The following is a 23,990-nucleotide window of genomic DNA, read 5'->3' as shown; positions in this document are numbered from 1 at the left end:
GGCCGGCACCCCCACAATGCTGCGAGTGCCGCTCACCTTCTGCCGGTGACCAGCCCGCACGCCGGACGACCGGCCGGGCCGGCGGCACGCCCAGCATCACTCCCGCCCCCAAGGGGTGCCGGGTGGGCCGTGTCGCCCCTCACCCCCCTGACGCGGCCCGGCCCGCCCGGCGCCGCCGCGTGACGCCCGTCGCAACCGCCCGTCCCCCGCGCCCGCGCCCGCGCTGCGCTTCCCGCCGGTCGGCGTAACCTGCAAGCCGCAGCTCTAGGGGAAGGGGGCGAGAGATGACGGACCGGGTGGCACGCGACCGAACCGCCGGCACCGACGGCAGCCGGGCACTGCGCCCCCGCGCCTGGTCGGCCCCGGTACGCGCGATGTCCCGCATCCTCAACGCCGACGGCTCCCCGCGTACGGCCCAGCCGGCCGGCCCGGAGCGCAGCGGCATCGTCGACTGCGGGCTGTACGTCGACGGCGAGCGCCGCCCCGGCCACCCCCGGTACGCCGAGGCCCTGGCCGCCGCCCGGCAGGAGCGGGACGGCTTCGTCTGGCTCGGTCTGCACGAGCCGGACCTGGCCGAGATGACCGAGATCGCCGCCACCTTCGGCCTGCACGAGCTGGCGGTGGAGGACGCGGTCAAGGCCCAGCAGCGCCCGAAGCTGGAACACTTCGGCGAGATCGTCTTCCTGGTGCTGCGTACCGCCCGCTACTGCGAGCACGCCGAGCTGACCGAGAACTCCGAGGTGGTGGAGACCGGTCAGGTGATGCTCTTCATCGGGCCGCACTTCGTGATCAGCGTGCGGCACGGCGACGCCTGCCGGCTGGCGCCGGTGCGCGCCGACCTGGAGGCGAAGCGGGACCTGCTGCGGCACGGCCCGTGGGCGGTCGCGTACGCGATCACCGACCGCGTGGTGGACCTCTACCTGGAGGTGGCCGACCGACTGGAGGACGACCTCGACGTGCTGGAGGCGGACGTCTTCGACCGGCAGAGCAGCGGGCGGATCCAGCGGATCTACCAGATGAAGCGGGAGTTGGTCGAGTTCAAGCGGGCGGTGGCGCCGTTGCAGCGCCCGCTGATGACGCTCACCTCGCAGGTCAACCGCGCGGTGCCGCAGGAGGTGCGGCGCTACTTCCGCGACGTGCAGGACCACCTCAGCCGCACGGTCGAGCAGGTGAACTCCTACGACGACCTGCTCAACTCGATCCTCCAGGCCCGGCTGGCCCAGGTCACCGTCGACCAGAACAACGACATGCGCAAGATCGCCGCCTGGGCCGCGATCGGTGCGGTGTGGACGGCGATCGCCGGCATCTACGGCATGAACTTCGACAACATGCCCGAGCTGAAATGGACGTACGGCTATCCGGGCGTCTGGGCGCTGATGCTCGCGGCGTCCTTCACGCTGTACCGCCTGTTCCGCCGCAACGGCTGGCTGTAGCCGTCCCGTACACGCGGAAGCGCCGGCCACGCGGGGTGTCCCGCGTGCCGGCGCTGATCCGACGGTACGAGGTCAGCGGCGACCGCCGGCCTTCGCGGCGTTCTTGCCGGCCTGCACGGCCTTGGTGATGTCGTCGGCCGGGCGGCCGGAGGCGTCCCGGGCGCCCTCGGCGACGGAGGGGACCTGGTCGTTCGGGTGGATCACCGGCTGGCTGCCGGAGGTGGCGGTCGACGCGCTGCTGCCCTTGGCCACCGCCGAGGAACCGGCGCCGGTCGGGCCGGCCTGCGTCACCTTCGCGCTCGCGTCCGGGGTCTCCACCACGATCGTGTCCACGTCCTCCCGCATCGGCTCCAGCTTGTCGTGACCGGTCGTGCCGAGCGTGCCCGTCGCGCCGAGCGTGCCGGTCGGGTCGTACTCGGCCCACTCCTGCTGCTCGCGGCGACGGCGCATGGCCATCGCACCGGCCAGGCCGGCGACGGTGCCGGCCACCAGCAGGCCCGCGGTCATGCCCCGCGACCTGCGCTGCTTCTTCTTTCCGGCCTTCATGTTCTTCGCCTTCTTCGTCATCGCGGACTGCTTCGCGGCCACCACCTTGCGGCCACTCGACGCCTTGCCGGCGGCCTCGACCCGGGCGTTACGCACGGCCAGCAGCACCGGCGCGAGCGCCGCGGCGGTCGACGCGAACCCGCTGGACGCGCGGTCCCGGACCAGGACCGCGGTGGGCGCGACGGCGACCCGGGCTGCCTGGACCCGCGGGCCGACAGTGGCGCCGGCCCCCTTCGCCGCGTGCGTGGCGGCCTGCCTCAGGTGACCGATGCCCTGGTTCAGCTCGACCCTCGCGAGCTGGCCCTGGGTCTTTCGCCGCCCGATTCCAAACACGGTCCCACCTCCTGGGAGTTGTTCCTTCGTCATCCTCCACCTTCGAATGCCTCCGCATGGCCAGATCGGGCACATGGGAGGATCCGCAAGGAACTGAACTACGAGTGAGGAGTACCCGTGGCCGAGGCTGTCTACGCCACCTTGCACACCAACGCCGGCCCGATCCGGCTGGAGCTCTTCCCGAACCACGCACCGAAGACCGTCCGCAACTTCGTGGAGCTGGCCGAGGGCACCCGGGAGTACATCGACCCGCGTACCGGTCAGCCGGGCAGCGGGCCGTACTACGACGGCACCGTCTCGCACCGCGTGATCAGCGGTTTCATGATTCAGATGGGCGACCCGACCGGCACCGGCCGCGGTGGCCCGGGCTACAAGTTCGCCGACGAGTTCCACCCCGAGCTGCGCTTCGACCGGCCGTACCTGCTGGCGATGGCGAACGCCGGGCCGGGCACCAACGGCTCGCAGTTCTTCATCACGGTGTCGCCCACGCCACACCTGAACAACCGGCACACCATCTTCGGCCAGGTGGCCGACGAGCAGTCCGCGAAGGTGGTCGACTCGATCGCCAACACCCCGACCGGCCCGAGCGACCGGCCGATCCAGGACGTGGTGATCGAGCGCGTCGAGATCGAGCACAAGCAGTCCTGAGCGGCACGCGGGTACCTTTGCTCGCATGACTGAGCGCTCCGGCCAGCCAGGCGACGCCACCGGGGGTCCGGTGCCGACCACTCCGGTCTGCTACCGGCACCCCGGCCGGGAGACTTACATCCGGTGCACCCGGTGCGACCGGCCGATCTGCACCGAGTGCATGCGGGACGCCTCCGTCGGCCACCAGTGCCCGGAGTGCGTCGCCGAGGGCCGCCGCAGCGTGCGGCCGGCGCGTACCGCCTTCGGTGGCGGTGCCGCCGGCCGCCAGGGCAACGTCACGAAGGCGCTGATCGCGCTGAACGTGGTGATGATGCTGCTGTCCATCCTCTCGGCCCGCAGCGGGACCGCCGTGGCCGGCGGTGGCCTGGGCGGCCTGATGGGCAACGGGACGCCGCTCACCGAGTGGGGGGCGGTGCTGGGCCTGGCGCGCTTCCCCGACGGGCACGTCGGCGGGGTGGCCGACGGCGAGTGGTACCGCCTGGTCACCGCCATGTTCCTGCACTACGGCGTGCTGCACCTGCTGCTGAACATGTGGGCGCTCTGGGTGCTCGGCCGGACGCTGGAGGCGGTGCTCGGGCCGCTGCGCTTCCTGGCGCTCTACCTGCTCGCCGGGCTGGGCGGCAACGTCGCCGCGTACGTCTTCACCGAGCCGAACCGGTTCACGGCCGGCGCCTCGACCGCCGTGTTCGGCCTGTTCGCCGCCGTCTTCGTGATCATGCGGCGGCTGGGCCGGGACACCTCGGCGATCGTGCCGATCCTGGTGATCAACCTGATCTTCACGTTCACCGTGCCGAGCATCTCGGTGGCCGGGCACCTCGGCGGTCTGGTGGCCGGCGCGCTGGTGGCGCTGGTCCTGGCGTACGCCCCACGGTCGCGGCGCACCCTGTTCCAGGTCGCGGGCTGCGCGATCGTGCTGGTCGCGCTGATCGGCCTGACGCTCGTCCGGTCCGCCGCGCTGCTCGGCTGAGCCTCAGCGCGCGGGGCGGGCCTCGTCCAGTGCCGCGGCCACCTCGTCCAGCGGGGCGTCCAGGTCGCGGCGGCCGAACAGGTGCAGCGACTCCCCGGCGTCGATCTCCAGCGTCTCGGCGGTGATCCCGCGCCGGCTGCGCCGGTCCAGGCGGATCGCCTCCACGGCGTCCCACGGCAGCCGGCGCCGCCCGGCGAACCCCCGCAGCACGGTGAGCCCGTCCGGGTCGACGGCGAGGCGGACCGGCGCGACCACGTCGCGCAGCGCCCAGGCGAGCAGACCGGCGGCGGCCAGTCCGGCGAGCGCCGGACGGACCGGGTCACCGCCGGCGAACACCAGCCCCAGGGCGACGAGCGCGAGCGCGCCCACCGCCTTGAGCACCGGCACCTCGCGCGGCACCCGCCACTGCCTGACCGGCGGCGACTGTGGATCCATCCGCCCAGCATGCCAGCCGCACCTGCCGGACGCCGGGGGAGGACGACCGGTCGGATCAGCACGTAGGATCGGGGCAAGCGAGGTTACCGGGGAGTAGACATGAGTGACGCGGTCATCGTCGGCGCGGTACGGACCCCGGTCGGGCGGCGCAAGGGCAGCCTCGCCGGAGTGCACCCGGTCGACCTCTCGGCGCACGTGCTGCGCGCGCTCGCCGAGCGCACCGGCATCGACCCGGGCCAGGTCGACGACGTCGTGTGGGGCTGTGTGTCGCAGGTCGGCGAGCAGTCCTGGAACGTGGCCCGCAACGCCGTGCTCGCCGCCGGCTGGCCGGAGTCGGTCCCGGGCACCACGCTCGACCGCCAGTGCGGCTCCAGCCAGCAGGCGCTGCACTTCGCCGCCGCGACGGTCCTCTCCGGCCAGGCCGACCTGGTCGTGGCCGGTGGCGTCGAGTCGATGACCCGGGTGCCGATGGGTTCCAGCGTCGCCGGCGGCATGCCGTTCAGCGCGGCGATCCTGGAGCGCTACCGCGGCGTCGAGGGCGTCGCGGAGGACTCTCCGCTGCCGTTCAACCAGGGCGTCGGGGCCGAGCTGATCGCGCAGCGGTGGCGCTTCTCGCGTACCCAGCTCGACGAGTTCGCGCTGGCTAGCCACGAGAAGGCGGCCGCCGCGCAGGACGCGGGCGCGTTCGAGGCCGAGCTGGCGCCGGTGGCGCTCGCCGACGGCGGCAAGTTCTCCGCCGACGAGGGCATCCGCCGCGACACCTCGCTGGCCAAGCTCGGCGAGCTGGCCACCCCGTTCCGCGCGGACGGCGTGGTCACCGCCGGGTCCGCGTCGCAGATCTCCGACGGCGCCGCCGCGCTCGCGGTCACCACCGCCGAGTGGGCCAGCCGGCACGGCCTGCGCCCGCTGGCCCGGGTGCACACCGCGGTGGTCGCCGCCGACGACCCGGTCTCCATGCTCACCGCGCCGATCCCGGCCACCGCGAAGGCGCTGCGCCGCGCGGGGCTGGGCATCGAGGAGATCGGGGTGTACGAGGTGAACGAGGCGTTCGCCCCGGTGCCGCTGGCGTGGCTGGCCGAGACCGAGGCGGACCCGGAGCGGCTCAACCCGCGGGGCGGGGCGATCGCGCTCGGTCACCCGCTCGGCGGCTCCGGCGCGCGGATCATGACCACGATGCTCCAGCACATGCGGGACAACGGCATCCGTTACGGCCTCCAGACCATGTGCGAGGGCGGCGGCATGGCCAACGCCACGATCGTCGAGCTGCTCTGATCCGACCGGCCGCCGGTGTCGCACCGCTGGTGCGACTTGCACGTGTGGAAGTTCCAGAAATCGGGCGTGACCCATATCACCCCTGGTCATCGGCTCGTTGGACCGGGCATGGACGTGTTCTCGCGAACGTTCCTTCCGGCCGCCGCCGAGACCGGCCTGGCGACCCAGACCGTCACCCGGCACATGCCGGTGTTCCGCCGATGCGTCGGCTCCGGCGACGCGACCATCCTGGTCACCCGGTGCAGCCGCCCGGACGACCCGGTGGGCGGCGACTACCTGATGCTCCTCACCCACCGGCGGCTGGTGGTCACCCGGCAGACCCGGGTGCTGCACCGGCTGCGCCTGCACCTCAACACCGAACTGCGCGAGCTGAGCAACGTGACGTGGAGCCCCGACGCCCGCGCGCACAGCGTGGAGCTGGCGGCCACCGCGATCGACGGGGTACGCGAGCGTTTCGTCCTGCGTACCCACCACCCGAAGCAGGTGTGGCAGCTCGACGCGTTGCTCAACCACGCCTTCCGGACCCGCCTGCGTACGCCCGCCGAGCGGGTGGTGGCGACCATCGGCGAGTCGCCGGCGGGCGCCCGGCCGACGGTGCTGCGGCCCGCCCCGGCCCGCTGACGTCCTCCTTACCTGATCCGAACATTCCCTGACCGGCCGGGCGGTCGCGGGTCGGTCATCATGAGCCGGTGACCACCGCCGCCCCGCCCGGGCTCGTCCTCGTGGTGGAGGACGAGCCGGCCATCGCCGACCTGGTCCGGCTCTACCTGACCCGGGACGGGTTTGGCGTACACCTGGAACGTGACGGCGAGGCCGGGCTGGCCGCCGCGCGGCGCCTGCGCCCGGTGGCCTGCGTGCTCGACATCGCGCTGCCCGGCCTGGCCGGCACCGAGATCTGCCGCCGCCTGCGCGCGGCGGGTGACTGGACGCCTGTCATCTTCCTCACCGCCCGCGACGACGAGGTGGACCGCGTCGTCGGGCTGGAACTGGGCGCTGACGACTACGTCACCAAGCCGTTCAGCCCGCGCGAACTGCTCGCCCGGCTGCGGGCGGTGCTGCGCCGCACCGCCGGCGTGCCCGCCGAGCAGCCCCGCACGCTCGGCGCCGTCACACTCGACCCGGCCCGGCGGACCGTGACGGCCGGCGGTACGCCGGTGCAGCTCACCTCCACCGAGTTCGACCTGCTCGCGCACCTGATGGCGCGTCCCGGCCGGGTGTTCACCAGGGAGGAGCTGCTGGCGGGCGTGTGGGGGTACGCGGCGCACGCCGGCACCCGGACCGTCGACGTGCACGTGGCGCAGGTGCGGGCCAAACTCGGCCCGGACAGCGTGATCCGCACCCATCGGGGCGTCGGGTACGCCGCCGATGCCTGAGCAGCCCACAGTGCCGATGCCGCCCACAGTGCCGACGCCGCCCACCGGTCCGCCCCGCAGCGGCCGCCGCCCCGGGCGGACGCTCACCGCGCGCGCCGTGCTCGCCACCTGCGCGGTGGCGCTGGTGTCGGTGCTCGTCACCGCGCTCGTCGCGGTGCCCCTCGCGGTACGCGGCGCGGAACGCAGGGACCAGGAGGCGCTCGCCGCCCAGGCCCGGCTCGCCGCCGACGTGCTCCGGGTGCGGCCGGTACGCCAGCGCGACGGCGCCGGGGACCGGCTCATCCGGCAACTGCGCCAGCAGCAGATCGACGTGTACGTGATCCGGGACGGCCGGGCCGACCGGCCGGGCCTGCCCCGGCCGCTGGTGACGCGGGTGGCCGGCGGCGAGAACGTCTCCGGCCGCCGGCTCGTCGAGGGGCAACGCCGGCTGGTCGAGGCGCGGTCGCTACCCGGCGGGGACGGGGTGGTGCTGACCCGGGCCCGTAGCGCCGCGCCCTGGCGGCAGGTGTTGCGCGGACTCTGGCTGCCGCTGCTCGCCGGACTCGCCGCCGGGGCGGCCGCCGGACTGCTGCTCGCCCGCCGGCTGGCCCGGCCGATCCGTACCGCCGCCACCGCCGCCGCCCGGCTGCGCGCCGGGGACCGGGCGGTCCGGGTGCCGGTCGAGCCGCCCGATGAGGTGGCTGACCTGGCGCACGCGCTCAACGGCCTGGCCGCCGCGCTCGCCACGAGCGAGGGGCGGCAGCGCGAGTTCCTGCTCTCCGTCTCGCACGAGTTGCGGACCCCGCTGACCGCCATCCGCGGCTATGCCGAGGCGCTGGCCGACGGCGTGATCGAGGCCGACGCCGTGCCGGCGACCGGCCGGACCGTGCTCGCCGAGGCCGAACACCTGGACCGGCTGGTCCGCGACCTGCTGGCGCTGGCCCGGTTGGAGGCTGTCGACTTCCCCCTGGAACCGGTGCCGGTCGACCTGGCCGGGCTCGCCGCCGACGCGGAGCGCGCCTGGTCCGGCCGGTGCGCGGCGCTCGGGGTGCCGTTCCGGCTGGAGACGCCGGGTGTGCCGGTGCCGGCGTACACCGATCCGGGCCGGATCCGGCAGGTGGTGGACGGGCTGCTGGAGAACGCGCTGCGGGTCGTGCCTCCGGGGGCGCCGGTCGTGCTCGCGGTCCGCACGGACGGTCCGGCGGGCGGCGGGGTGCTGGAGGTCCGCGACGGCGGACCCGGCTTCACCGACGACGACCTGCGGGTGGCGTTCGAGCGGGGCGCGCTGCACGAGCGGTACCGGGGGGTGCGCAAGGTGGGCAGCGGGCTGGGCCTGGCGCTCGCCGCCGGGCTGGTCCGCCGGTTCGGCGGGGACATCGCCGCGGGTCACGCCCCGGAGGGCGGGGCCGCCTTCACCGTCCGGGTGCCGGCGGATCCTTACGCGGCTCGAACATCGGCTTGACCGTCCCCTCGCGTCGGTGCGGAACGCTCGGGTCGTCACCGCGAGGAGAGGACCACAGATGAGACGTCAGCGAATCGTCACCGGCGCCACCGCACTGCTCGCCGCCGCGGCGCTCGGGCTCGCCGGGTGCGGCGTGAGCAGCCCCGGCGCGGCGCCGGACGACGCGGTCGAGGTGAGCGCCGCCCTGGGCGTGGACGGCCAGGCGCTCGCCGCGCTCGGCGTCGACGCCGACGAACTGGACGTGGATCCGGTCGCCGCCCCGGCACCCTCCGGCACGCCGCAGGCCGGGCCGGACGGCAAGGGCGAGCGGGCGAAGGACGGGCACAAGCGGCACCGCGCCCGGGTGCTGCTGCGGCGCAACACGCTGCACGGCGAGGCGGTGGTGCGGACCAGGGACGGCGGTACGAAGACCGTCGCGGTCCAGCGCGGCGAGGTGACCGCGATCGACGGCAGGTCGATGACCGTGAAGTCCACCGACGGCTTCACCGCGACGTGGACGTTCGGCGAGAAACTGCGGGTGGTCGAGCGGCGGACCACGATCCGATCGACCGACATCAAGATCGGTACGACGGTCGGGGTGGCCGGCGCGAAGGACGGCGACAAGAGCGTGGCCCGGCTCGTGGTGGTGCCACTTCGCCAGGAATAGGGTGCCTGGGCTGTCGTGACCTGAGCAATGTGCCAGGCTACGCTATGCCCCGACCTGCCATCGCCTCCGTGGAGATTCCGTGAAGCTCTCGATCCTCATGCCGGTCTACAACGAGGAAGAACGTATCGCGGATGCCCTGAAGCAGGCATTGGCAGTCGACTACCCCTGCGAGATCGAGCTCGTCGTCGTGGACGACGGCAGCCGGGACGGCACCGGTGAGATCCTCGGCCGCGTGGACGACGCCCGACTGCGGGTGATCACCCACCAGCGCAACGCCGGTAAGGGCGCGGCCATCAAGACGGCTGTCGACAGCGCCGAGGGCGAGTACATGGTCATCCTCGACGCCGACCTGGAGTACGACCCGCAGGACATCCCGCGCCTGCTGGAGCCGGTGCTCGACGGCCGGGCGACTGTCGTCTACGGCAATCGGACCTTCGGGAGCCACAGCTCGTACAGCTTCTGGTACGTGATGGGCAACAAGGGCGTCACGCTCGCCGCGAACGTGCTCTACAACTCCTACATCGGCGACCTGGAGACCTGCTTCAAGCTGATGCCGCTGGAGCTGTACCGCTCGCTCCAGGTCCGCTCCCGGGGCTTCGGCATGGAGGCGGAGGTCACCGGCAAGCTGCTGCGCCGCCGCATCCGCCCGTACGAGGTGCCGATCAGCTACCGCGCCCGGGGTCGCGAGGAGGGCAAGAAGATCACCTGGAAGGACGGCGTCGAGGCGATCTGGATCCTGGCCCGCGAGCGCGCCCGCCGCCGCCCGGCCGGTCCCGCCGCCGCGCACTGAGCCTGAATCGACGGAACCCCGCGACCCCGGCACGAACCGAGGTCGCGGGGTTCCGCCGTGTCCGGCCCGCTCAGGTGAGGAACGCGTCGACCGAGCGGCGCAGCCCGGCGGCGTCCAGGCCGTGCCAGCGCTCGTGGTCCTCGGCGCTGCCGTAGCGGCGCAGGTCCTTGCGGCCCACCCCGAGCGCGAGCAGCCGGTGCGGCCGGTCGGCCAGCGCCTCCGACACCACCCGCGCCGACGTGCCCGCCAGGTACGGCTCGACCAGGATCACCTCGGTCCCGGCGAGCGCCCGCAGCCCGGCCGTGTCGAACGGTCGCGGCCGGTGGGTGTAGGCCACAGTGACCGGCCGGTCGGCCGTCGCCGCCACCGCCGCGTCCAGCACCGGACCGACCGCGACGAGCAGCGGAGCGCCCGGCCCGGCGTCGCGCACCACGTGCAGATCACCCGCCCGCGGGTACGCCTGCGCGTTGGTCCGGACGGACAACCGCAGGTACGCCGAGTCCTGCCCGCACACCACGTCGCGCAGCAGCGGCCGGACCTCGTCCGGGTGCCCCGGCACGTGCACTGTCCAGCCGTCCAGCGTGTCCAGCAGTGCCACGTCCGCCGGCCCGAGGTGGGTGCGTCCCGCCGCCGCCCGGTCGTACGAGCCGCCGATGCCGACGAGCACCGCGCCGACGTCCTGGTGGTCGAGGTCCAGCTTGATCTGCTCGTACGCCCGCTCGACCAGGAACGGGGCGTAGCTGTGCACGACCGGCCGCTGCCCGGTCAGCGCCAGCCCACCGGCCACCCCGATCATCAACTGTTCCCGGATGCCCACGTTGATCACCCGGTCCGGGTACCGGGCGGCGGCCGGCTCGAACGCGGCGGCGGAGATGTCGGCGAGCACGACTGTCGTCCGCGGATCGACGAGCACCTCCTCGGTGCTGGTGACGAATGCGTCCCGCATGGTGCTGGTCATGCTCACTCCCCGTCCGTGACGACCGCGACGACGACGTGCGGCCGGTGATCGTCGTGCCCGGTGAGGGCGGCGTGCAGGGCGTCGTGGTCGCGCCCGTCGACTGTGGCGGCGCTCCACCCGTTCACCGTGAACCGGCTCGCCGCGCCGCCCGGCCAGCCGTATGTGGCCGAGCGGTTGTCCAGCACGATCGCTGTCAGGTTGCCCAGCCCGGTCGCGCCCGCGTACGCGATCGCCTCGTGGTTGGAGCCCTCGTCCAGTTCGGCGTCGCCGAGCAGCACGTACACCCGGGGGCCGGTGCGGCCCTGGGCCCGCAGCCCGAGCGCGGTGCCCACGCCCAGCCCGAGCCCGTGGCCCAGTGAACCGGAACCGATCTCCACCCCCGGCACCAGCGTCCGGTCCGGGTGGTCGCCGAGCCGGCTCGCCGGGCCGCCCTGGTCGTCCAGCCACTCGGCCGGCAGGAAACCGCGGGCGGCGAGCAGCGCGTAGTACCCGGCGACCGCGTGGCCCTTGGAGAGCAGGAAGCGGTCCCGGTCCGGGTCGGCAACGGTGGCCGGGGTGATCCGGAGCACCCGGTCGTAGAGCACCTGGAGCACGTCGAGCGTCGAGTACACGTTGGCGCCGAACTCGCGGCCGGCGCGCACCCGGTCCAGGAGCGCGCCCAGGTCGGTGGCGGTGGTCGTCGTCATACCGATAGCCTCGGACTTGAAGCGAACTTCAACTCAAGGCCGTGTGATGCACGAAGCAACACTGACCATCGGGCAACTCGCCGACCGCAGTGGTGTCGCCCCTTCGGCGCTGCGCTACTACGAGCGGCTCGGCCTGATCCACGCCGCCCGCACCGGCGGGAACCAGCGCCGCTACGCCCGTACCGAGCTGCGCCGGGTCGCGTTCATCCGGATCTCCCAGCAGGTGGGTGTGTCGCTGGAGGAGATCCGGGCGGCGCTCGACTCGCTGCCGTCGGGGCGTACCCCCACGCCCGACGACTGGGCCGCGCTGTCCCGCGCCTGGCGGGACCGGCTGGACGAGCGGATCCGGCTGCTCGGCAAGCTCCGCGACGACCTGGACGGCTGCATCGGCTGCGGCTGCCTGTCCTTGCAGCGCTGCACGCTCTACAACCCGGAGGACTCGCTCGCCGCCGAGGGCCCCGGCCCGCGCCTCATGCTCCCGCGCCCCGGCCAGGGCTGACCCCTACCGGACCAGCAGCACCTTGCCCAGGTGGTCGTTGGTCTCCACCAGGCGGTGCGCGGCGGCGGCGTCGGCCATGTCCACCCGGGCGTGCACCACCGGCCGGATCCGGCCCGCCTCCACCAGGGGCCACACCTGCTCGCGTACGCCCCGGACGATCGCCGCCTTCCCCTCCACCGGGCGGGACCGCAGCGCGGTCGCGTGCACTGCTGCGCGCTTCGCCAGCAGCATCCCCAGGTCGAGTTCGCCCTTGCGCCCGCCCTGCATGCCGATCACCACGAGCCGCCCGCCGGTCGCCAGCGCCGCCACGTTCCGGGGCAGGTAGGACGCGCCCATGATGTCCAGGATCACGTCGGCGCCCCGGCCGTCGGTGACCCGGCGTACCTCGTCGACGAAGTCCTGCTCGCGGTAGTCGATCGTGTGCGCGGCGCCCAGCTCACGCAGCCGGTCGTGCTTGGCCGAGCGCGCGGTCACCACCACAGTCGCGCCGAGCGCCACGCCGAACTGGATCGCGAACGTGCCGATCCCGCTGCCGCCGCCGTGCACCAGCAGCGTGTCCCCCTCGGCCAGCCGGGCCAGGTCCACCACGTTCGACCAGACCGTGCACGCCACCTCCGGCAGCGCAGCCGCGTCGACCAGGTCCACCCCGGCCGGCACCGGCAGCAACTGCCCGGCCGGCACCGCGACCTGCTCGGCGTAGCCGCCGCCGGCGAGCAGCGCGCAGACCTCCTGGCCCACCGACCAGCCGGTCACGCCGGGACCGAGCGCACGCACCGTCCCCGAACACTCCAGACCGGGGTACGCGGACGCGCCCGGCGGCGGCGGGTAGTGCCCCTGCCGCTGCAACAGGTCGGCCCGGTTCACAGCGCTGGCCCGCACCTCCACGATCACCTCGCCGGGACCGGGCTCCGGATCCGGTACGTGGGTCCAGACGAGCGCCTCGGGTCCGCCGGGTTCCGTGATCGTGACTGCGCGCATGACTCAGTCTTACCCGATCTTTCCGTCGGTCCACGCGCGGGCGAGGATCTCCGTCACCGTCTCCTCCGGTGTCTGGCCGGATGTGTCCAGCCAGAGCCCGATCCGGGGGTGTCGGCGCGGAACCCGGCATCGGGTCCGCCACCGGCCAGTCGCCGTACCCCTTCTTCGACCGGTCCCGCTCGCGGGCGGCGACCACCTCGGGGCGCGGCGCGAGCACCACCACGGCCAGTGGCCGGTGCCGGATCCGGCCGATCATGGCCGGCAGGTCCGCTGACGATCATGCGGCGGAACACGTCGCCGCGCAGGTGCACCGCACGGGGCAGTCGCCGCGCCAGCCATTCGGCCACTGTGGACCTGTCGGCTGCCATGATTCCGCTGATCAGCACCACTGCCGGGCTCTCCCGCACGCACACATTCGCGCAAGGGAGGTGGGACGGCGGCTTGCCCGGTACGGGGTTCGTGGCAGACTGGTCCCCGGTCGCGCACCCCTCGGGGGCGTGCCGGGAGGGTTCGCCTAGTGGCCGATGGCGCTGGTCTTGAAAACCGGTAAGGCAGCGATGTCTTCGTGGGTTCGAATCCCACACCCTCCGCCAGTAGCTGATCGCCCTTCACGCAGCTCAGCCCATCCTCCAAGGCGGGCGTTGTCCGCTGGCGGGGCATCGTGGGGGGAGAAGCCGTAACAGGAGATGCTCCTTCTCCTGGGGCGCCGAGCACCAAACCGTCGATCTGCAACCGCGAACGGCACGGCAGGGCGGCCGAGGAGGAACGGCGGGGCGGCGGAACAGCGGGAGCGTCGGGCCGGTCGTAGGCTGCGGGGTGCGGCGACGGCGGGAGGCCCTGGTGGCGGAGACGACGACTGTGGCTGAGGTGACGGCCGAGCTGGCCGCGCTCGACGATCCGAAGATCCGTGCGGTGAACGAGCGCCACGGTGACGATCACGGGGTCAACCTGGGCAAGCTGCGGGCGATCGCGAAGCGGCTGAAGACGCAGCAGGAGCTGGCCCGCGAGCTGTGGGCGACCGGCGACAGCGCGGCCCGGCTGCTCGCGATGCTGATCTGCCGGCCGAAGGCGTACGGGCGGGACGAGCTGGACGCCATGCTGCGCGAGGCGCGTACGCCGAAGGTGCACGACTGGCTCGTGAACTATGTGGTGAAGAAGAGCCCGCACGCCGAGCCACTGCGCCTGGCCTGGTCGGCCGACAGGGATCCGGTGGTGGCGAGCGCCGGCTGGGCGCTGACCACCGAGCGGGTGGCACGGAATCCGGACGGGCTGGACCTGGCCGGCCTGCTCGACGTGATCGAGGCGGAGATGGCGGGCGCGCCGGAGCGCCTCCAGTGGGCGATGAACCACTGCCTGGCGCAGATCGGGATCGAGCACCCTGCGTACCGGGACCGCGCGATCGGGATCGGCGAGCGGCTCGGGGTGCTCAAGGACTATCCGACGCCGCCGGGATGCACGTCGCCGTACGCGCCGGTCTGGATCAACGAGATGGTGCGCCGACAGGACGGTGGCGCGGACAACGGGGTATGAAGGGGCGCAGGACATTCGCGTACCCGGAAGGACCGTTTCGATGACCCTGGAACGACCGATCGCCCCGGACCCGTACGAGCTGCTGCCGACGGTGCCGTCGTTCGACCTGACCAGCGACGACGTGCACAACGGCGAGCCGATGGACGCGCGGTACGCGCACGGCAGCACCGGCGGCGAGAACGTCTCACCCCAGCTGTCCTGGTCGGGCTTCCCGGCCGAGACCAAGAGCTTCGTGGTCACGTGCTTCGACCCGGACGCCCCGACCGGCAGCGGCTTCTGGCACTGGGTGCTGGTGAACGTGCCGGTCTCCGTCACCGAGCTGCCCACCGGCGTGCGTGAGGCCGACCTGGGTGGCGCGTTCAGCGTCCGCAACGACTACGGCGACACCGGCTACGGCGGTGCGGCGCCGCCGGCCGGGGACCGCCCGCACCGGTACGTGTTCGCGGTGCACGCGGTGGACGTGGACCGCCTCGACATCCCGGCCGGGGCCAGCCCGGCCTTCGTCGGCTTCAACCTGGCGTTCCACACCCTGGCCCGGGCGGTCATCCGCCCGACGTACCAGATCAAGGAGTGAGGTGTAAGGAAGGGCCCCTTGTTAACAGACGTCTGTTAACAAGGGGCCCTTCCTTACACGCGGGCGACGGCGAAGACGGACTGGCCGAACGGCGGCCGGACGCGCTGCTCGGCGGCCTTGGTGACTGGCAGCACGAGGGTGTCGTAGACCTTCACCATCGGGCCCTCCTTCGGCATCAGCCGGAAGACCTTGGTGGCCATGAAGTAGCCGATCAGGCCGAGCGCGTTGGCGTAGTGGATCCGCTCGACGGTGAGGCCCGCCTCGGTCATCGCCGCGGCGAGCGTCTTCTTCGTGTAGCGACGGACGTGGCCGGTGGCGATGTCGGCGGGGCTCATGGCGAACTGGAACGCCGGCACGATGATGACCACGGCGCCGCCGGGGCGGACCAGGTCCCGCATGCTGCGCAGCGCGCCCACGTGGTCGTCGATGTGCTCCAGCACGTTGTAGGAGACGGCCGCGCTGTAGTCGCCGCGCTCGTGGTGCGGGAGCAGCATCTGCCGGACCTCGACGCCCGGGTGGTCGGACAGCCGCTCCTTGAGCTGGATCAGCCGGTCCGGGTCGGCCTCGGTGGCGGTGATCCGGGGTGCGTACGCGGCCCAGGCGGAGGCGTAGTCGCCGAGGCCGCTGCCGATCTCGATCGGGTTGTCACCGAGGTAGGGCACCGCCAGCTCGACGAACCACTGCCGGTGGTTGACAGCCGTCGCCAGGCCTTCGAGCACCTCGGACTGGACGCGCTGATCCCCAGTGATTTCTGCCATGCGTCGATTCCTCACGATATGACTGACCCGCGCCTGGACCGTCAGAGTCAACCATCTGGATGGCTGAGGGGGAAATCGGGGGACGGAGGGGGCCGAATTGTGATCCGGAGGGGTGCCTGTTCGGCGGTCGGCGAACTCGGCACATAGTACGTGATTCCCCGGAACATTGCACGTGCCCGTCATACCCTGACTACGCTCTGAAATGTCATGACTACTCCGGAAAGCGACGCGAGTGCGGCCAAATCGGGGCGGGGCGGGCGGATCGACGCGCTCGCCGTGCTCAGCTTCGTGCTGCTCGCGTTCTGGGTCACCGCCCGGCTCTGGGTCGATCCGCGCAATGGCGTCCGGGACAATCGGACAGATCAGGCGCAATTCGAATGGATGATGGCGCATGGTGCTCGCGTCGTCACTGACTTCGCCTATCCGTTCACCTCGGACCGGATGAATGTGCCGGATGTCGTCAATCTCATGGCTAATACGTCCGTATTATCCGTTTCATTGCCGCTGACCCCGATAACGCTCTGGGCAGGCCCGCGCTGGTCCTTTCTGATTTTCCTCACTCTCGGGCTCGCCGCCACCGGCGTGTCCTGGTATTTCCTGCTCTCCCGAGTTGTCGTGAAGTCCCGCGGTCCGGCCTGGCTGGGTGCCGCCTTCTGCGCGTTCGCGCCGGCGATGATCTCGCACGCCAACTCGCACCCCAACATCGTCAGCCAGTACGTGGTGCCGCTGATCATCTGGCGGACGCTGCGCCTGGCCGAACCCGGCCGGTGGCTGCGCAACGGCGTCCTGCTCGGCCTGGTGATCGTCTGGCAGGCGTTCCTCAACCTGGAGATCCTGCTGATGACCGCCATCGGGCTCGGCGTGGTGGTGCTCGCGCTGGCGCTCGGCCGTCCCGCGCTGCGCTCGGCGGCCCGCCCGTTCGCCGCCGGGCTCGGGGTCGCCGCGACGGTCGCCGGGGCGCTGCTCGCGTACCCGCTCTGGGTGCAGTTCTTCGGCCCCGGCGCGTACAGCGGGCTCTCCACGCTGATCCGGGGCTACTCCACCGACCTCGCCGCGTACGTGGCCTGGTCGCGGGAGTCGGTGGCGGGCGACGCCCGGGGCAGCGAACCGCTCGTGAAGAACGCCACCGAGGAGAACGCGTTCTTCGGCTGGCCGCTGGTGATTCTGGTGATCGCGTTGGTCTGGTGGCTGCGCCGCAACGCCGTGGTGCTCGGGCTGGCAGCGGTCGGGCTCGTGTTCGTACTCTTCTCGCTCGGCCGGGAGATCCGCTACGACGGGCGGGACACCGGCATCCCCGGCCCCTGGGCCGCGCTGGAGAACCTGCCGGTCCTGCACTCGGTGGTGCCCACCCGCTGGTCGCTCGCGCTCACCCCGATCATCGGCGTGCTGCTCGCGTTCGGTGCCGACCGGGCCCGGCGGCTCGCCGTACGGCACCCGGACGCGCGCGACCAGATCCGGTTCGCCACCGTCACAGTGCTCGCCATGGCGCTGCTGCCGATCCTGCCCACCCCGCTGCCCGCGAAGCGCCTCGACCCGACCCCGGCGTTCGTCACCTCCGGCGCCTGGCGTCCCTACGTCGCCGGCGGGCGGAGCATCGTCACGCTGCCGCTGCCCGACACCACGTACGCGGTCCCGCTGCGCTGGTCCGCCGAGACCCGGCTGGACATGCCGCTGGCCCGCGGCTACTTCCTCTATCCGGACACCCGCCCAGGTGGGGACCGGATCGCCCTCTTCACCGCGCCGCCGCGTCCCACCAGCACGTTCTTCGAGACGGTACGGCGCACCGACGCGGTCCCGCCGATCACGCCGCAGGACCGGGTGGCCGCCGTGGACGACCTGCGCTACTGGCGGGCCGGCGCGGTGATCCTCGACCCCCGGCTGCCGCAGGCCGACGCGCTGCGCCGGGCGATGACGGAGCTGAGCGGGATCACGCCGAGGCGTACCGGCGGGGTGTGGTTGTGGGACGTCCGGCCGCTGGTCGAGTGAGCGGTCAGCCCTGGCGGACGCAGCAGCCCTGGCACACCTTGGGCCGGGGCAGCGTGAACGCCAGGCAGCAGGTGCGCCGCTGCACAGTCGGCTCGCCGGCCGGGCCGGGCACCAGTTCGACCAGGTCGCTCAGGTCGAGCGCGTCGAGCAGCGTGCCGACGGCCGCCGTGGCCGAGCCGGGCAGCGCGTCCGACGCGCGCAGGATGCCGTGGGCGATGCCGGAGGCCACCGAGCCGAGCAGCGTACGGGTGCCGATCCGGACCTCGCCCTGGATGGCGCCGATCAGCGGGGCGAAGTGGGCGTCGAGCAGGGACGCGCGCAGCGCGCCGAGCAGCGCCGCCTCGTCCGTCACCACCCGTACGCCCGGAGCGCCGGCGAGGGCCAGCGGGTCGCTCGGCAGCACCGCCACCGGAGTGGAGGCACGCAGTCCCAAGGTGAGGAGCTGGTGGTGGTCCTCGAAGTGCACGAGCACGTCGGCCGGGTCGAGCAGCGGCACCCGGCGGGCGGACGCCCAGCCGAGCACGGCGGGCAGCGCGGTCCAGTAGCTGTAGGACTTCCAGGCCAGCGCGGCGCACGCGTGCGGGGTGCCGCCCCAGCGGCGGCCGGCGGCGGTCAGGAACTCGGACAGCAGCGTGCCGTCGATCAGCCGGGTGGCCGGGGACCAGCGGTCCAGCTCGTCGTGGACCAGCAGGCCGGGTGCGAGCCCGGGCAGGTCGTCGGTGCCGAACATGGCGCGCAGGGTCGCTGTCACAGGGGCGAGCGGGGTGGCGGCGTCGCGCCCCGGCATCACCGCAGTCACCTGGCCGTCCCCTGTCCTGTCGCCCTGCGGTCGGCGCGTGCCGTCGACCCAAGCTAAGGCTAGCCTAACCACCCTCCCGGCGGGAGGGGAAGTGGTGCCGCGGTATCGCGGGGAGGTCCCCGTCACTCCGCGGCCGTCGCGTACTACCCGGCCTCGGAGACGGAAAACGCCGCCGGAGAACCGGCGGCAGACGGCGTAAGGATCGACGTACGCCGCTGAAAAGTCAAGGTGAGTGTCGAATACGAGGCAGTTTCCGTACACGTTCGGCCACTCAACGTGAAAATGGTCTTCCCGCGTACGAGGAAGCTGATGACGACCTCACCGATCGAGCGTGCCGCGGACTCGTTCGCGGCCGAACTCGCCCGGCACCGGACCGGCCGAGGGCTGTCCAAGAAGCAACTGGCCACGATGATGGGCTTCGACCCGTCCTACGTCAGTCACGTCGAAGGGCGCCGGCACCGGCCCACCGAGGACTTCGCCCGTCGGGCCGAGGCCGTCCTGGAGGCCAGCGGCGCGATCTGGCAGCGCTTCCGGGAGTACGACGAACTGCGGCACGGCCGGACCGGCACTGCGCACCGCGACCCACCCGTGCCCGGCCAGTGGCTGCCCCCGGGGACCGGCCTCGTGGTGGAACGGGAGATGGCCACGCTCACCCACACCGGGGACGGCTACCACTGCGCGATCCGGCGGGAGCTGTACAACGCGGGCACCGAACCGGTCACCCGCTACCTGGTCCGGGTCGCCGTCGACCGCTACCCCAACGACCCGGGCCGCTCCAACCGGCACCACCGGGAACACCCGCTGACCTTCGCCGAGCTGCAGCTCACCGCGTACCGGGACGACGGCAACGGACGCGAGCCGATGCACTGGCGGGCCAAACACGACCGGGACGCGTTCAAGGAGATCTGGCTGCTGTTCGAGAACGACGAGGGACGCTTCCCGCTCTACCCCGGCGACCGGGTCACCATCGAGTACGCGTACCGCGTCGGCCGGGACAAGTGGGGCCCCTGGTTCCAGCGGGCCGTACGCCTGCCCACCCGGCACCTGGCGGTGCGGCTCGACCTGCCCGCCGACCTCGACCCGAAGGTGTGGGGCGCGGAGACCTCGCTGTCGGCGGAGGAGGGGCCGCTGCGTACCCCGATCCAGCGTTCGGCGGACGGCGGCCGGGTGGTCTTCGACTGGGGGACCGACGACCCGCCGCTGAACGCCCGCTACCGGATGCAGTGGCGGTTCCGCAGCCCCGAGCCGGACGCCGAACCGGACAGCGCGCCCACCGGCGGCGCCCGGGTACGGGCCAGCGACCGGATGCGCGCAGTGGGCATCGTGCAGCGCGGCGACGACCTGCTGCGGCAGCGGGCCCGCCAGTTCGACCTGCCGGCCGACGAACAGCACGCCCGGCAGGTGATCGACCGGCTCGCCGCGATGCTGGTCCGCCTGGACGAGCTGCACCCGTTCAGCAAGGGCGTCGGCCTCGCCGCGCCCCAGCTCGGCATCGGCTGGTCAGCGGCGCTCGTGCGCCCGGCCGACCGGGCGGCCGACCCGGTGGTGCTGCTCAACCCCCGGGTGGTGGACGCCGCCACCGAGACCGACGAGCAGTACGAGGGCTGCCTGTCCTTCTTCGACCACCGCGGCCTGGTGCCCCGGCCGCTGCGCATCGACGTGGAACACGCCCTGTGGGACGGCAGCCGGGTGATCACGTCCTACGAGTACGCGATGGCGCGGCTGGTCGCACACGAGATCGACCACCTGGAGGGGCGGCTCTACGTCGACCGGATGGCACCCGGCGTGCCGCTCGTGCCCGTGGAGGAGTACCGCGAGACCGGCACCCCCTGGCGTTACTGAGAAACGGGGGGCCGGGTCGCGTGCCCCAGGGGGCGGGGGCACGCGACCCGGCTCGGGGGGAGCAAGGTTCAGAGGTTGCCGAACGTGTCGTACCGGACGTGGTCGGGCGGGACGTCGTCGGCGGCGAGCGCCCGCAGGGTGGCCCGGACCATGGCGGCCGAGCCGGAGACATAGCAGTCGTGCGTGGTCCACGGGCCGTACCGGGTGACCACCTCGGAGACGTCACCGAGTTCGCCGCCGAAGTCCGGGTCCTCGCTGCACGCCGGCGTCACCGACAACCACGGGTGGGACGCGACGAGGTCCTCCAGGCCGGGCAGCCCGTACAGCTCGTCCGGGCGGCGCGCGCCGTAGAAGACGTGCACCCAGCGGGTCCGGTTGACCCGGGTCAGCTCCTCCACCAGCGCCTTGATCGGCGCCAGGCCGACCCCGCCGGCCACGCAGAGGACGTCCCGGGTGGACTCCGGGTCCAGCGTCATCGAACCCATCGGCGCGGCCACCCGCAGCAGGTCACCCGGCTTGGTACGGCGCACCAGCGCGCCGGACACCCAACCGGCCGCACCCGGTGGCGTCCGGACGTGGAACTCCAGCACGTTCTCCTCGTTCGGCGCGTTCGCCACCGAGTACGTCCGCCACACCCGCGGGTGGTAGCGCGGCACCTCCACGCTCACGTACTGGCCGGCCCGCCACGGCAGCGGATCCTGGAGCGCGCGGACGGTCAGCACCGCCGTGTCCGGGCCGTGCCGCTCGTGCGTCAGCACCTCGGCGTGCCAGTACGGCGGGTTCTCGTCCGCCTCCGCGCCGGCCAGCATCCGCTCGCTGATGCCCGCGTACGCCTCCCGCCACGCCTGGTCGTACTCCAGGTTCCAGCCGTCCCCGGCGGTGCTGCGCAGCGCGTCGAGCAGCGCGACGCCCATCGTCGCGTAGTGCTCGGACGCCACGTGGTACTTGCGGTGGTCGCGGCCCAGCGCGCGCAGGTACTCGTCGAAGCTCTCCGGGTCGCCCACCGTCTGGGTCGCAGTGACGATGGCCTCCAGGATGCGGTCCCCCTGGCCGTTCATCTGCACCGGGAAGAGTTTGCGCAGCTCCGGGTCGAGGAGGAACAGCCGGGCGTAGAAGTGACCGCTGAGCCGCTCCCGGTGCTCCTCGACCAGGGTCCAGCTCTCCTTCAGCAGCCGCGCGAAGTTCTCCACAGGGGCACGCTCCTTCTCCGTACGGGCGGATCGGCCCGCATAGAATGTCCACGGAGCGTGTACGTCGGTCGCACAGGCTGTGCGACCGTCCGGCCCGGTCGCCGAAGTGCTTTCATGGTCCGGTGACGGTTGACGAGCTGGCCCGCCCGGTCTCCCGCCGGATGCTGGGCACCGAGACGCTGCTCGTGCTCGGTCTGTCCCTCGGCCAGTCGGCCGTGTACGCGCTCGTCTCGCTCATCGCGAAGCTGACCGCGACCGGCGGACTGTCCAAGCAGACCGCCGCGCTGAACACCTCCGCGTCGGCCCGGCCGTACCTCGATCTCACGTACCAACTGCTCGGGATCGTCTTCGCGCTGCTGCCGGTACTGCTCGCCGTACACCTGCTGGCGCGCGACCCCGGCGACCCGGCACGGACGCTCGGCGTCGACTTCCGCCGGCCCGCCTCCGACCTGGCCCGGGGCGCGGGCCTGACCGCGCTCATCGGCCTGCCCGGGCTGGCGCTGTTCTGGGCGGCGGCGCAGCTCGGGCTCAACGCCACGCTGGTCCCGGCCGCGCTGCCGGACCTCTGGTGGACGGTGCCGGTGCTGATCCTCGCCGCCGTGCAGAACGCCGTGCTGGAGGAGGTGATCGTGGTCGGTTACCTGATCACCCGGCTGCGGCAGCTCAACTGGCGGATCGGCGCGGTGCTCGCCACGAGCGCGCTGCTGCGCGGCTCGTACCACCTCTACCAGGGCTTCGGCGCGTTCGTCGGCAACGCCGTCATGGGCGTGATCTTCGGGCTGTTCTACCTGCGTACCCGCCGGGTCGCCCCGCTGATCGTCGCGCACACGCTGCTCGACATCTTCGCGTTCGTCGGCTACGCGATGCTGCCGAAGTCCTGGTTCGACTGGCTCTGACCGCGCCGGCTCGCCGAACCGGTGTCGATCACGCCCGATACCGGGCGACCGCCCGCGCGGCCACCCGCCCGGCCGTCGCCGTACCGCCGGTCGCGGCCGCCAACGCCGCCGCGCCCGGCAGCAACCGGGCGGCCAACCGCAGCCCGAGCCAGCCACCCGCCTGCGCGGCCACCGGCGTCGCCAGCCGCCAGGCCGCCTCCACCACGCGCCCCCACGGACCCTCCGCCGGAGCATCAGCCGCCCGAGCCGCCGCCAGCGCCGCCCGCGCGGTGCCGTCGTCCGGGTGCACCAACGTGAGCACCAGCAGCTCGGCCGCCCGATCCGGATGCGCCGGATCCCGCCCGTACGCCGCTGCCAGATGCAGCACCAGGTTCGCCTGCGTCCACAGCACAGTCGCCAGCTCCGCGACCGGCGCGAACAGCCCGGCGCCCGCCGCGAGCGCCCCACCCGTACCGGCCATCCGCACGAACCGCCGCGTCGCCAGCCGGGCCACCCCGTCGGCGTCCGCGTCCGGGTAGGCCCGCCGGACCTGCTCCACCCAGGACGCGGCCCGCGGCCCGAGCGCGTCGACCGCCGCCAGGGCCAGCAGCTCCGGCGCGAACCCGGGGTGGTCGCGCAGCTGCGGCCCCACCGCCCGCCAGCCCTCCACCGGGGTACGCGCGACGTCGGGTTGTGCGGGTGCCCGCTCGACGACCGTGCCGTGCGTCGGCTCGTCGGACTGCTCCGCGTGGGGTGTCGTGGTGTCGGCGGCGGCTGGACTCGCCGTTGCCGGGATCGCCATCGCCGCCGCTGGGGCGGCCTTCGTGGTCCGGCGGGTCCGTCCGGGCGAAGGTGCGGTGACGGGACGCTCCGCCGTGACCGGCTCGGTGCCGTCGGGCTGCCGTTCGGTGGGTGTGGGCTCCGTCGTGCTGATCGCCGTCTCCTGCTTCGGAGGCGACGCCTTCCGAGTGGCCTTCTTGACCGCCGGCGCAGCCTTCTTCACAACTGGGGCCGCTTTCTTCGCGACCGGGGCGGCCTTCTTGGCGGCGGGAGCGCGGCGCGCCCGTTTCGGTGTTTCCTCCCCGGCCGGTGGGGAGACCGGCCCGGCCGGAGGCTCGGTGGCTTGCTGCTGCTCTGCTGTGACGGGCCTCTCATCGGCCGGGAGCGTGCCCTCCCCGGCGCTCGGCGACGGCTCTGCGGCAGTCGTACCCGAGGGAGTCGTGGACGTCCCCGAGGCGATCTGCTCTTTCGGCGGCGTACCCGGGCCGTCGACAGAAGCCTTCGGAGCGGCGTGCTCGCCGGGCGTACCCGGATCGGCCGGCGAAGGGTCGGCGGCCGGGCGCGGGCGCGGCGCCGGCGGTGCGTCGGCGGCCGGCGTCGGCGGCTGGAAGACGACAGTGGGCGCCGCCCGGCGCGGACGCCGGGGCGGCG

Annotated in this window: 24 protein-coding genes and 1 tRNA gene; 16 read left to right on the top strand and 9 right to left on the bottom strand. The window is 73.0% G+C overall.

Going from position 1 to position 23,990, the window contains the following annotated elements; translation table 11 throughout:
* Positions 1–284 precede the first annotated feature (284 nt).
* Positions 285–1,433, top strand: a complete 1,149-nt coding sequence (corA, locus tag ML5_RS30495; protein WP_013289262.1) for a magnesium/cobalt transporter CorA — start codon at positions 285–287, stop codon at positions 1,431–1,433.
* A 72-nt stretch (positions 1,434–1,505) separates the two neighbouring features.
* Here the strand turns inward: corA and ML5_RS30490 are convergent, their stop codons facing one another.
* Positions 1,506–2,345 (bottom strand): hypothetical protein, encoded by an 840-nt coding sequence (locus tag ML5_RS30490; RefSeq protein ID WP_013477467.1) that lies wholly within the window; start codon positions 2,343–2,345, stop codon positions 1,506–1,508.
* Positions 2,346–2,429: 84 nt separating this feature from the next.
* On the opposite strand from ML5_RS30490, the gene ML5_RS30485 reads away from it, so the two are divergent.
* Positions 2,430–2,960 (top strand): peptidylprolyl isomerase, encoded by a 531-nt coding sequence (locus ML5_RS30485; RefSeq protein WP_013289260.1) that lies wholly within the window; start codon positions 2,430–2,432, stop codon positions 2,958–2,960.
* 25 nt (positions 2,961–2,985) lie between these two features.
* Complete coding sequence (locus ML5_RS30480) at positions 2,986–3,927, top strand: rhomboid family intramembrane serine protease (protein WP_047890493.1); 942 nt, start codon at positions 2,986–2,988, stop codon at positions 3,925–3,927.
* Between the two features lie 3 nt (positions 3,928–3,930).
* Here ML5_RS30480 and ML5_RS30475 read toward each other — a convergent pair whose 3' ends face one another.
* A complete protein-coding gene (locus ML5_RS30475) occupies positions 3,931–4,362 on the bottom strand; it encodes a PH domain-containing protein (RefSeq protein WP_030272641.1) in 432 nt (143 codons plus the stop codon).
* Between the two features lie 99 nt (positions 4,363–4,461).
* Between ML5_RS30475 and ML5_RS30470 the strand changes: the two genes are divergently transcribed.
* The 6 genes from ML5_RS30470 (at position 4,462) to ML5_RS30445 (ending at position 9,884) form a co-directional block, all read left to right on the top strand.
* Entirely contained in the window at positions 4,462–5,634 is a 1,173-nt protein-coding gene (locus tag ML5_RS30470; protein ID WP_013477464.1) for an acetyl-CoA C-acyltransferase, read from the top strand.
* 108 nt (positions 5,635–5,742) lie between these two features.
* Positions 5,743–6,255 carry a hypothetical protein gene (locus tag ML5_RS30465; protein WP_013289256.1) on the top strand — a complete coding sequence of 171 codons (513 nt, stop codon included), beginning with the start codon at positions 5,743–5,745 and terminating at the stop codon, positions 6,253–6,255.
* Positions 6,256–6,323: 68 nt separating this feature from the next.
* Positions 6,324–7,007 (top strand): response regulator transcription factor, encoded by a 684-nt coding sequence (locus tag ML5_RS30460; protein WP_013289255.1) that lies wholly within the window; start codon positions 6,324–6,326, stop codon positions 7,005–7,007.
* Positions 7,000–8,448 (top strand): sensor histidine kinase KdpD, encoded by a 1,449-nt coding sequence (locus ML5_RS30455; protein WP_013477463.1) that lies wholly within the window; start codon positions 7,000–7,002, stop codon positions 8,446–8,448. Before ML5_RS30460 ends, ML5_RS30455 begins: the two co-directional genes overlap by 8 nt.
* Positions 8,449–8,506: 58 nt before the next feature.
* Positions 8,507–9,094 (top strand): hypothetical protein, encoded by a 588-nt coding sequence (locus tag ML5_RS30450; RefSeq protein WP_013477462.1) that lies wholly within the window; start codon positions 8,507–8,509, stop codon positions 9,092–9,094.
* A gap of 79 nt (positions 9,095–9,173) precedes the next feature.
* Positions 9,174–9,884, top strand: coding sequence for a glycosyltransferase family 2 protein (locus ML5_RS30445; protein WP_013477461.1), 711 nt, complete (start codon positions 9,174–9,176; stop codon positions 9,882–9,884).
* Positions 9,885–9,954: 70 nt separating this feature from the next.
* Here the strand turns inward: ML5_RS30445 and ML5_RS30440 are convergent, their stop codons facing one another.
* Together ML5_RS30440 and ML5_RS30435 are read right to left on the bottom strand one after the other, a co-directional pair.
* A complete protein-coding gene (locus ML5_RS30440) occupies positions 9,955–10,830 on the bottom strand; it encodes a transketolase family protein (RefSeq protein WP_041784680.1) in 876 nt (291 codons plus the stop codon).
* A 14-nt stretch (positions 10,831–10,844) separates the two neighbouring features.
* Positions 10,845–11,528, bottom strand: a complete 684-nt coding sequence (locus ML5_RS30435) for a transketolase (RefSeq protein WP_013477459.1) — start codon at positions 11,526–11,528, stop codon at positions 10,845–10,847.
* Between the two features lie 46 nt (positions 11,529–11,574).
* Here ML5_RS30435 and soxR point away from each other — a divergent pair, with 46 nt between their 5' ends.
* Positions 11,575–12,027 (top strand): redox-sensitive transcriptional activator SoxR, encoded by a 453-nt coding sequence (gene soxR / locus ML5_RS30430; protein WP_013289249.1) that lies wholly within the window; start codon positions 11,575–11,577, stop codon positions 12,025–12,027.
* 3 nt (positions 12,028–12,030) lie between these two features.
* On the opposite strand, the gene ML5_RS30425 is transcribed toward soxR, so the two are convergent.
* Positions 12,031–13,005 carry an NAD(P)H-quinone oxidoreductase gene (locus ML5_RS30425; protein WP_013477458.1) on the bottom strand — a complete coding sequence of 325 codons (975 nt, stop codon included), beginning with the start codon at positions 13,003–13,005 and terminating at the stop codon, positions 12,031–12,033.
* Positions 13,006–13,508: 503 nt separating this feature from the next.
* On the opposite strand from ML5_RS30425, the gene ML5_RS30420 reads away from it, so the two are divergent.
* From ML5_RS30420 to ML5_RS30410, 3 genes are all read left to right on the top strand, one after another.
* A tRNA-Ser gene (locus tag ML5_RS30420) sits at positions 13,509–13,598 on the top strand.
* A 247-nt stretch (positions 13,599–13,845) separates the two neighbouring features.
* Positions 13,846–14,535 carry a DNA alkylation repair protein gene (locus tag ML5_RS30415; RefSeq protein WP_013477457.1) on the top strand — a complete coding sequence of 230 codons (690 nt, stop codon included), beginning with the start codon at positions 13,846–13,848 and terminating at the stop codon, positions 14,533–14,535.
* A 40-nt stretch (positions 14,536–14,575) separates the two neighbouring features.
* Positions 14,576–15,109 carry a YbhB/YbcL family Raf kinase inhibitor-like protein gene (locus tag ML5_RS30410; RefSeq protein ID WP_013477456.1) on the top strand — a complete coding sequence of 178 codons (534 nt, stop codon included), beginning with the start codon at positions 14,576–14,578 and terminating at the stop codon, positions 15,107–15,109.
* 53 nt (positions 15,110–15,162) lie between these two features.
* On the opposite strand, the gene ML5_RS30405 is transcribed toward ML5_RS30410, so the two are convergent.
* Positions 15,163–15,867, bottom strand: coding sequence for a class I SAM-dependent methyltransferase (locus tag ML5_RS30405; RefSeq protein ID WP_013289245.1), 705 nt, complete (start codon positions 15,865–15,867; stop codon positions 15,163–15,165).
* A 207-nt stretch (positions 15,868–16,074) separates the two neighbouring features.
* Between ML5_RS30405 and ML5_RS30400 the strand changes: the two genes are divergently transcribed.
* Positions 16,075–17,853 (top strand): hypothetical protein, encoded by a 1,779-nt coding sequence (locus tag ML5_RS30400; RefSeq protein WP_013477455.1) that lies wholly within the window; start codon positions 16,075–16,077, stop codon positions 17,851–17,853.
* 4 nt (positions 17,854–17,857) lie between these two features.
* Here the strand turns inward: ML5_RS30400 and ML5_RS30395 are convergent, their stop codons facing one another.
* Positions 17,858–18,640, bottom strand: coding sequence for a hypothetical protein (locus ML5_RS30395; protein WP_013477454.1), 783 nt, complete (start codon positions 18,638–18,640; stop codon positions 17,858–17,860).
* 321 nt (positions 18,641–18,961) lie between these two features.
* Here ML5_RS30395 and ML5_RS30390 point away from each other — a divergent pair, with 321 nt between their 5' ends.
* Positions 18,962–20,494 (top strand): peptide deformylase, encoded by a 1,533-nt coding sequence (locus ML5_RS30390; protein ID WP_013289242.1) that lies wholly within the window; start codon positions 18,962–18,964, stop codon positions 20,492–20,494.
* 68 nt (positions 20,495–20,562) lie between these two features.
* Here ML5_RS30390 and ML5_RS30385 read toward each other — a convergent pair whose 3' ends face one another.
* Positions 20,563–21,684 (bottom strand): globin domain-containing protein, encoded by a 1,122-nt coding sequence (locus ML5_RS30385; RefSeq protein WP_013477453.1) that lies wholly within the window; start codon positions 21,682–21,684, stop codon positions 20,563–20,565.
* A 122-nt stretch (positions 21,685–21,806) separates the two neighbouring features.
* On the opposite strand from ML5_RS30385, the gene ML5_RS30380 reads away from it, so the two are divergent.
* Positions 21,807–22,580 (top strand): CPBP family intramembrane glutamic endopeptidase, encoded by a 774-nt coding sequence (locus ML5_RS30380; RefSeq protein ID WP_013477452.1) that lies wholly within the window; start codon positions 21,807–21,809, stop codon positions 22,578–22,580.
* A gap of 28 nt (positions 22,581–22,608) precedes the next feature.
* Here the strand turns inward: ML5_RS30380 and ML5_RS30375 are convergent, their stop codons facing one another.
* Positions 22,609–23,361, bottom strand: coding sequence for a hypothetical protein (locus ML5_RS30375; RefSeq protein WP_236619336.1), 753 nt, complete (start codon positions 23,359–23,361; stop codon positions 22,609–22,611).
* Positions 23,362–23,990 lie beyond the last annotated feature (629 nt).

Origin of the sequence: Micromonospora sp. L5 (assembly GCF_000177655.2) — a bacterium.
GTDB classification, from domain to species: domain Bacteria; phylum Actinomycetota; class Actinomycetes; order Mycobacteriales; family Micromonosporaceae; genus Micromonospora; species Micromonospora aurantiaca.
This window is presented reverse-complemented; position numbering and strand designations above follow the sequence as displayed.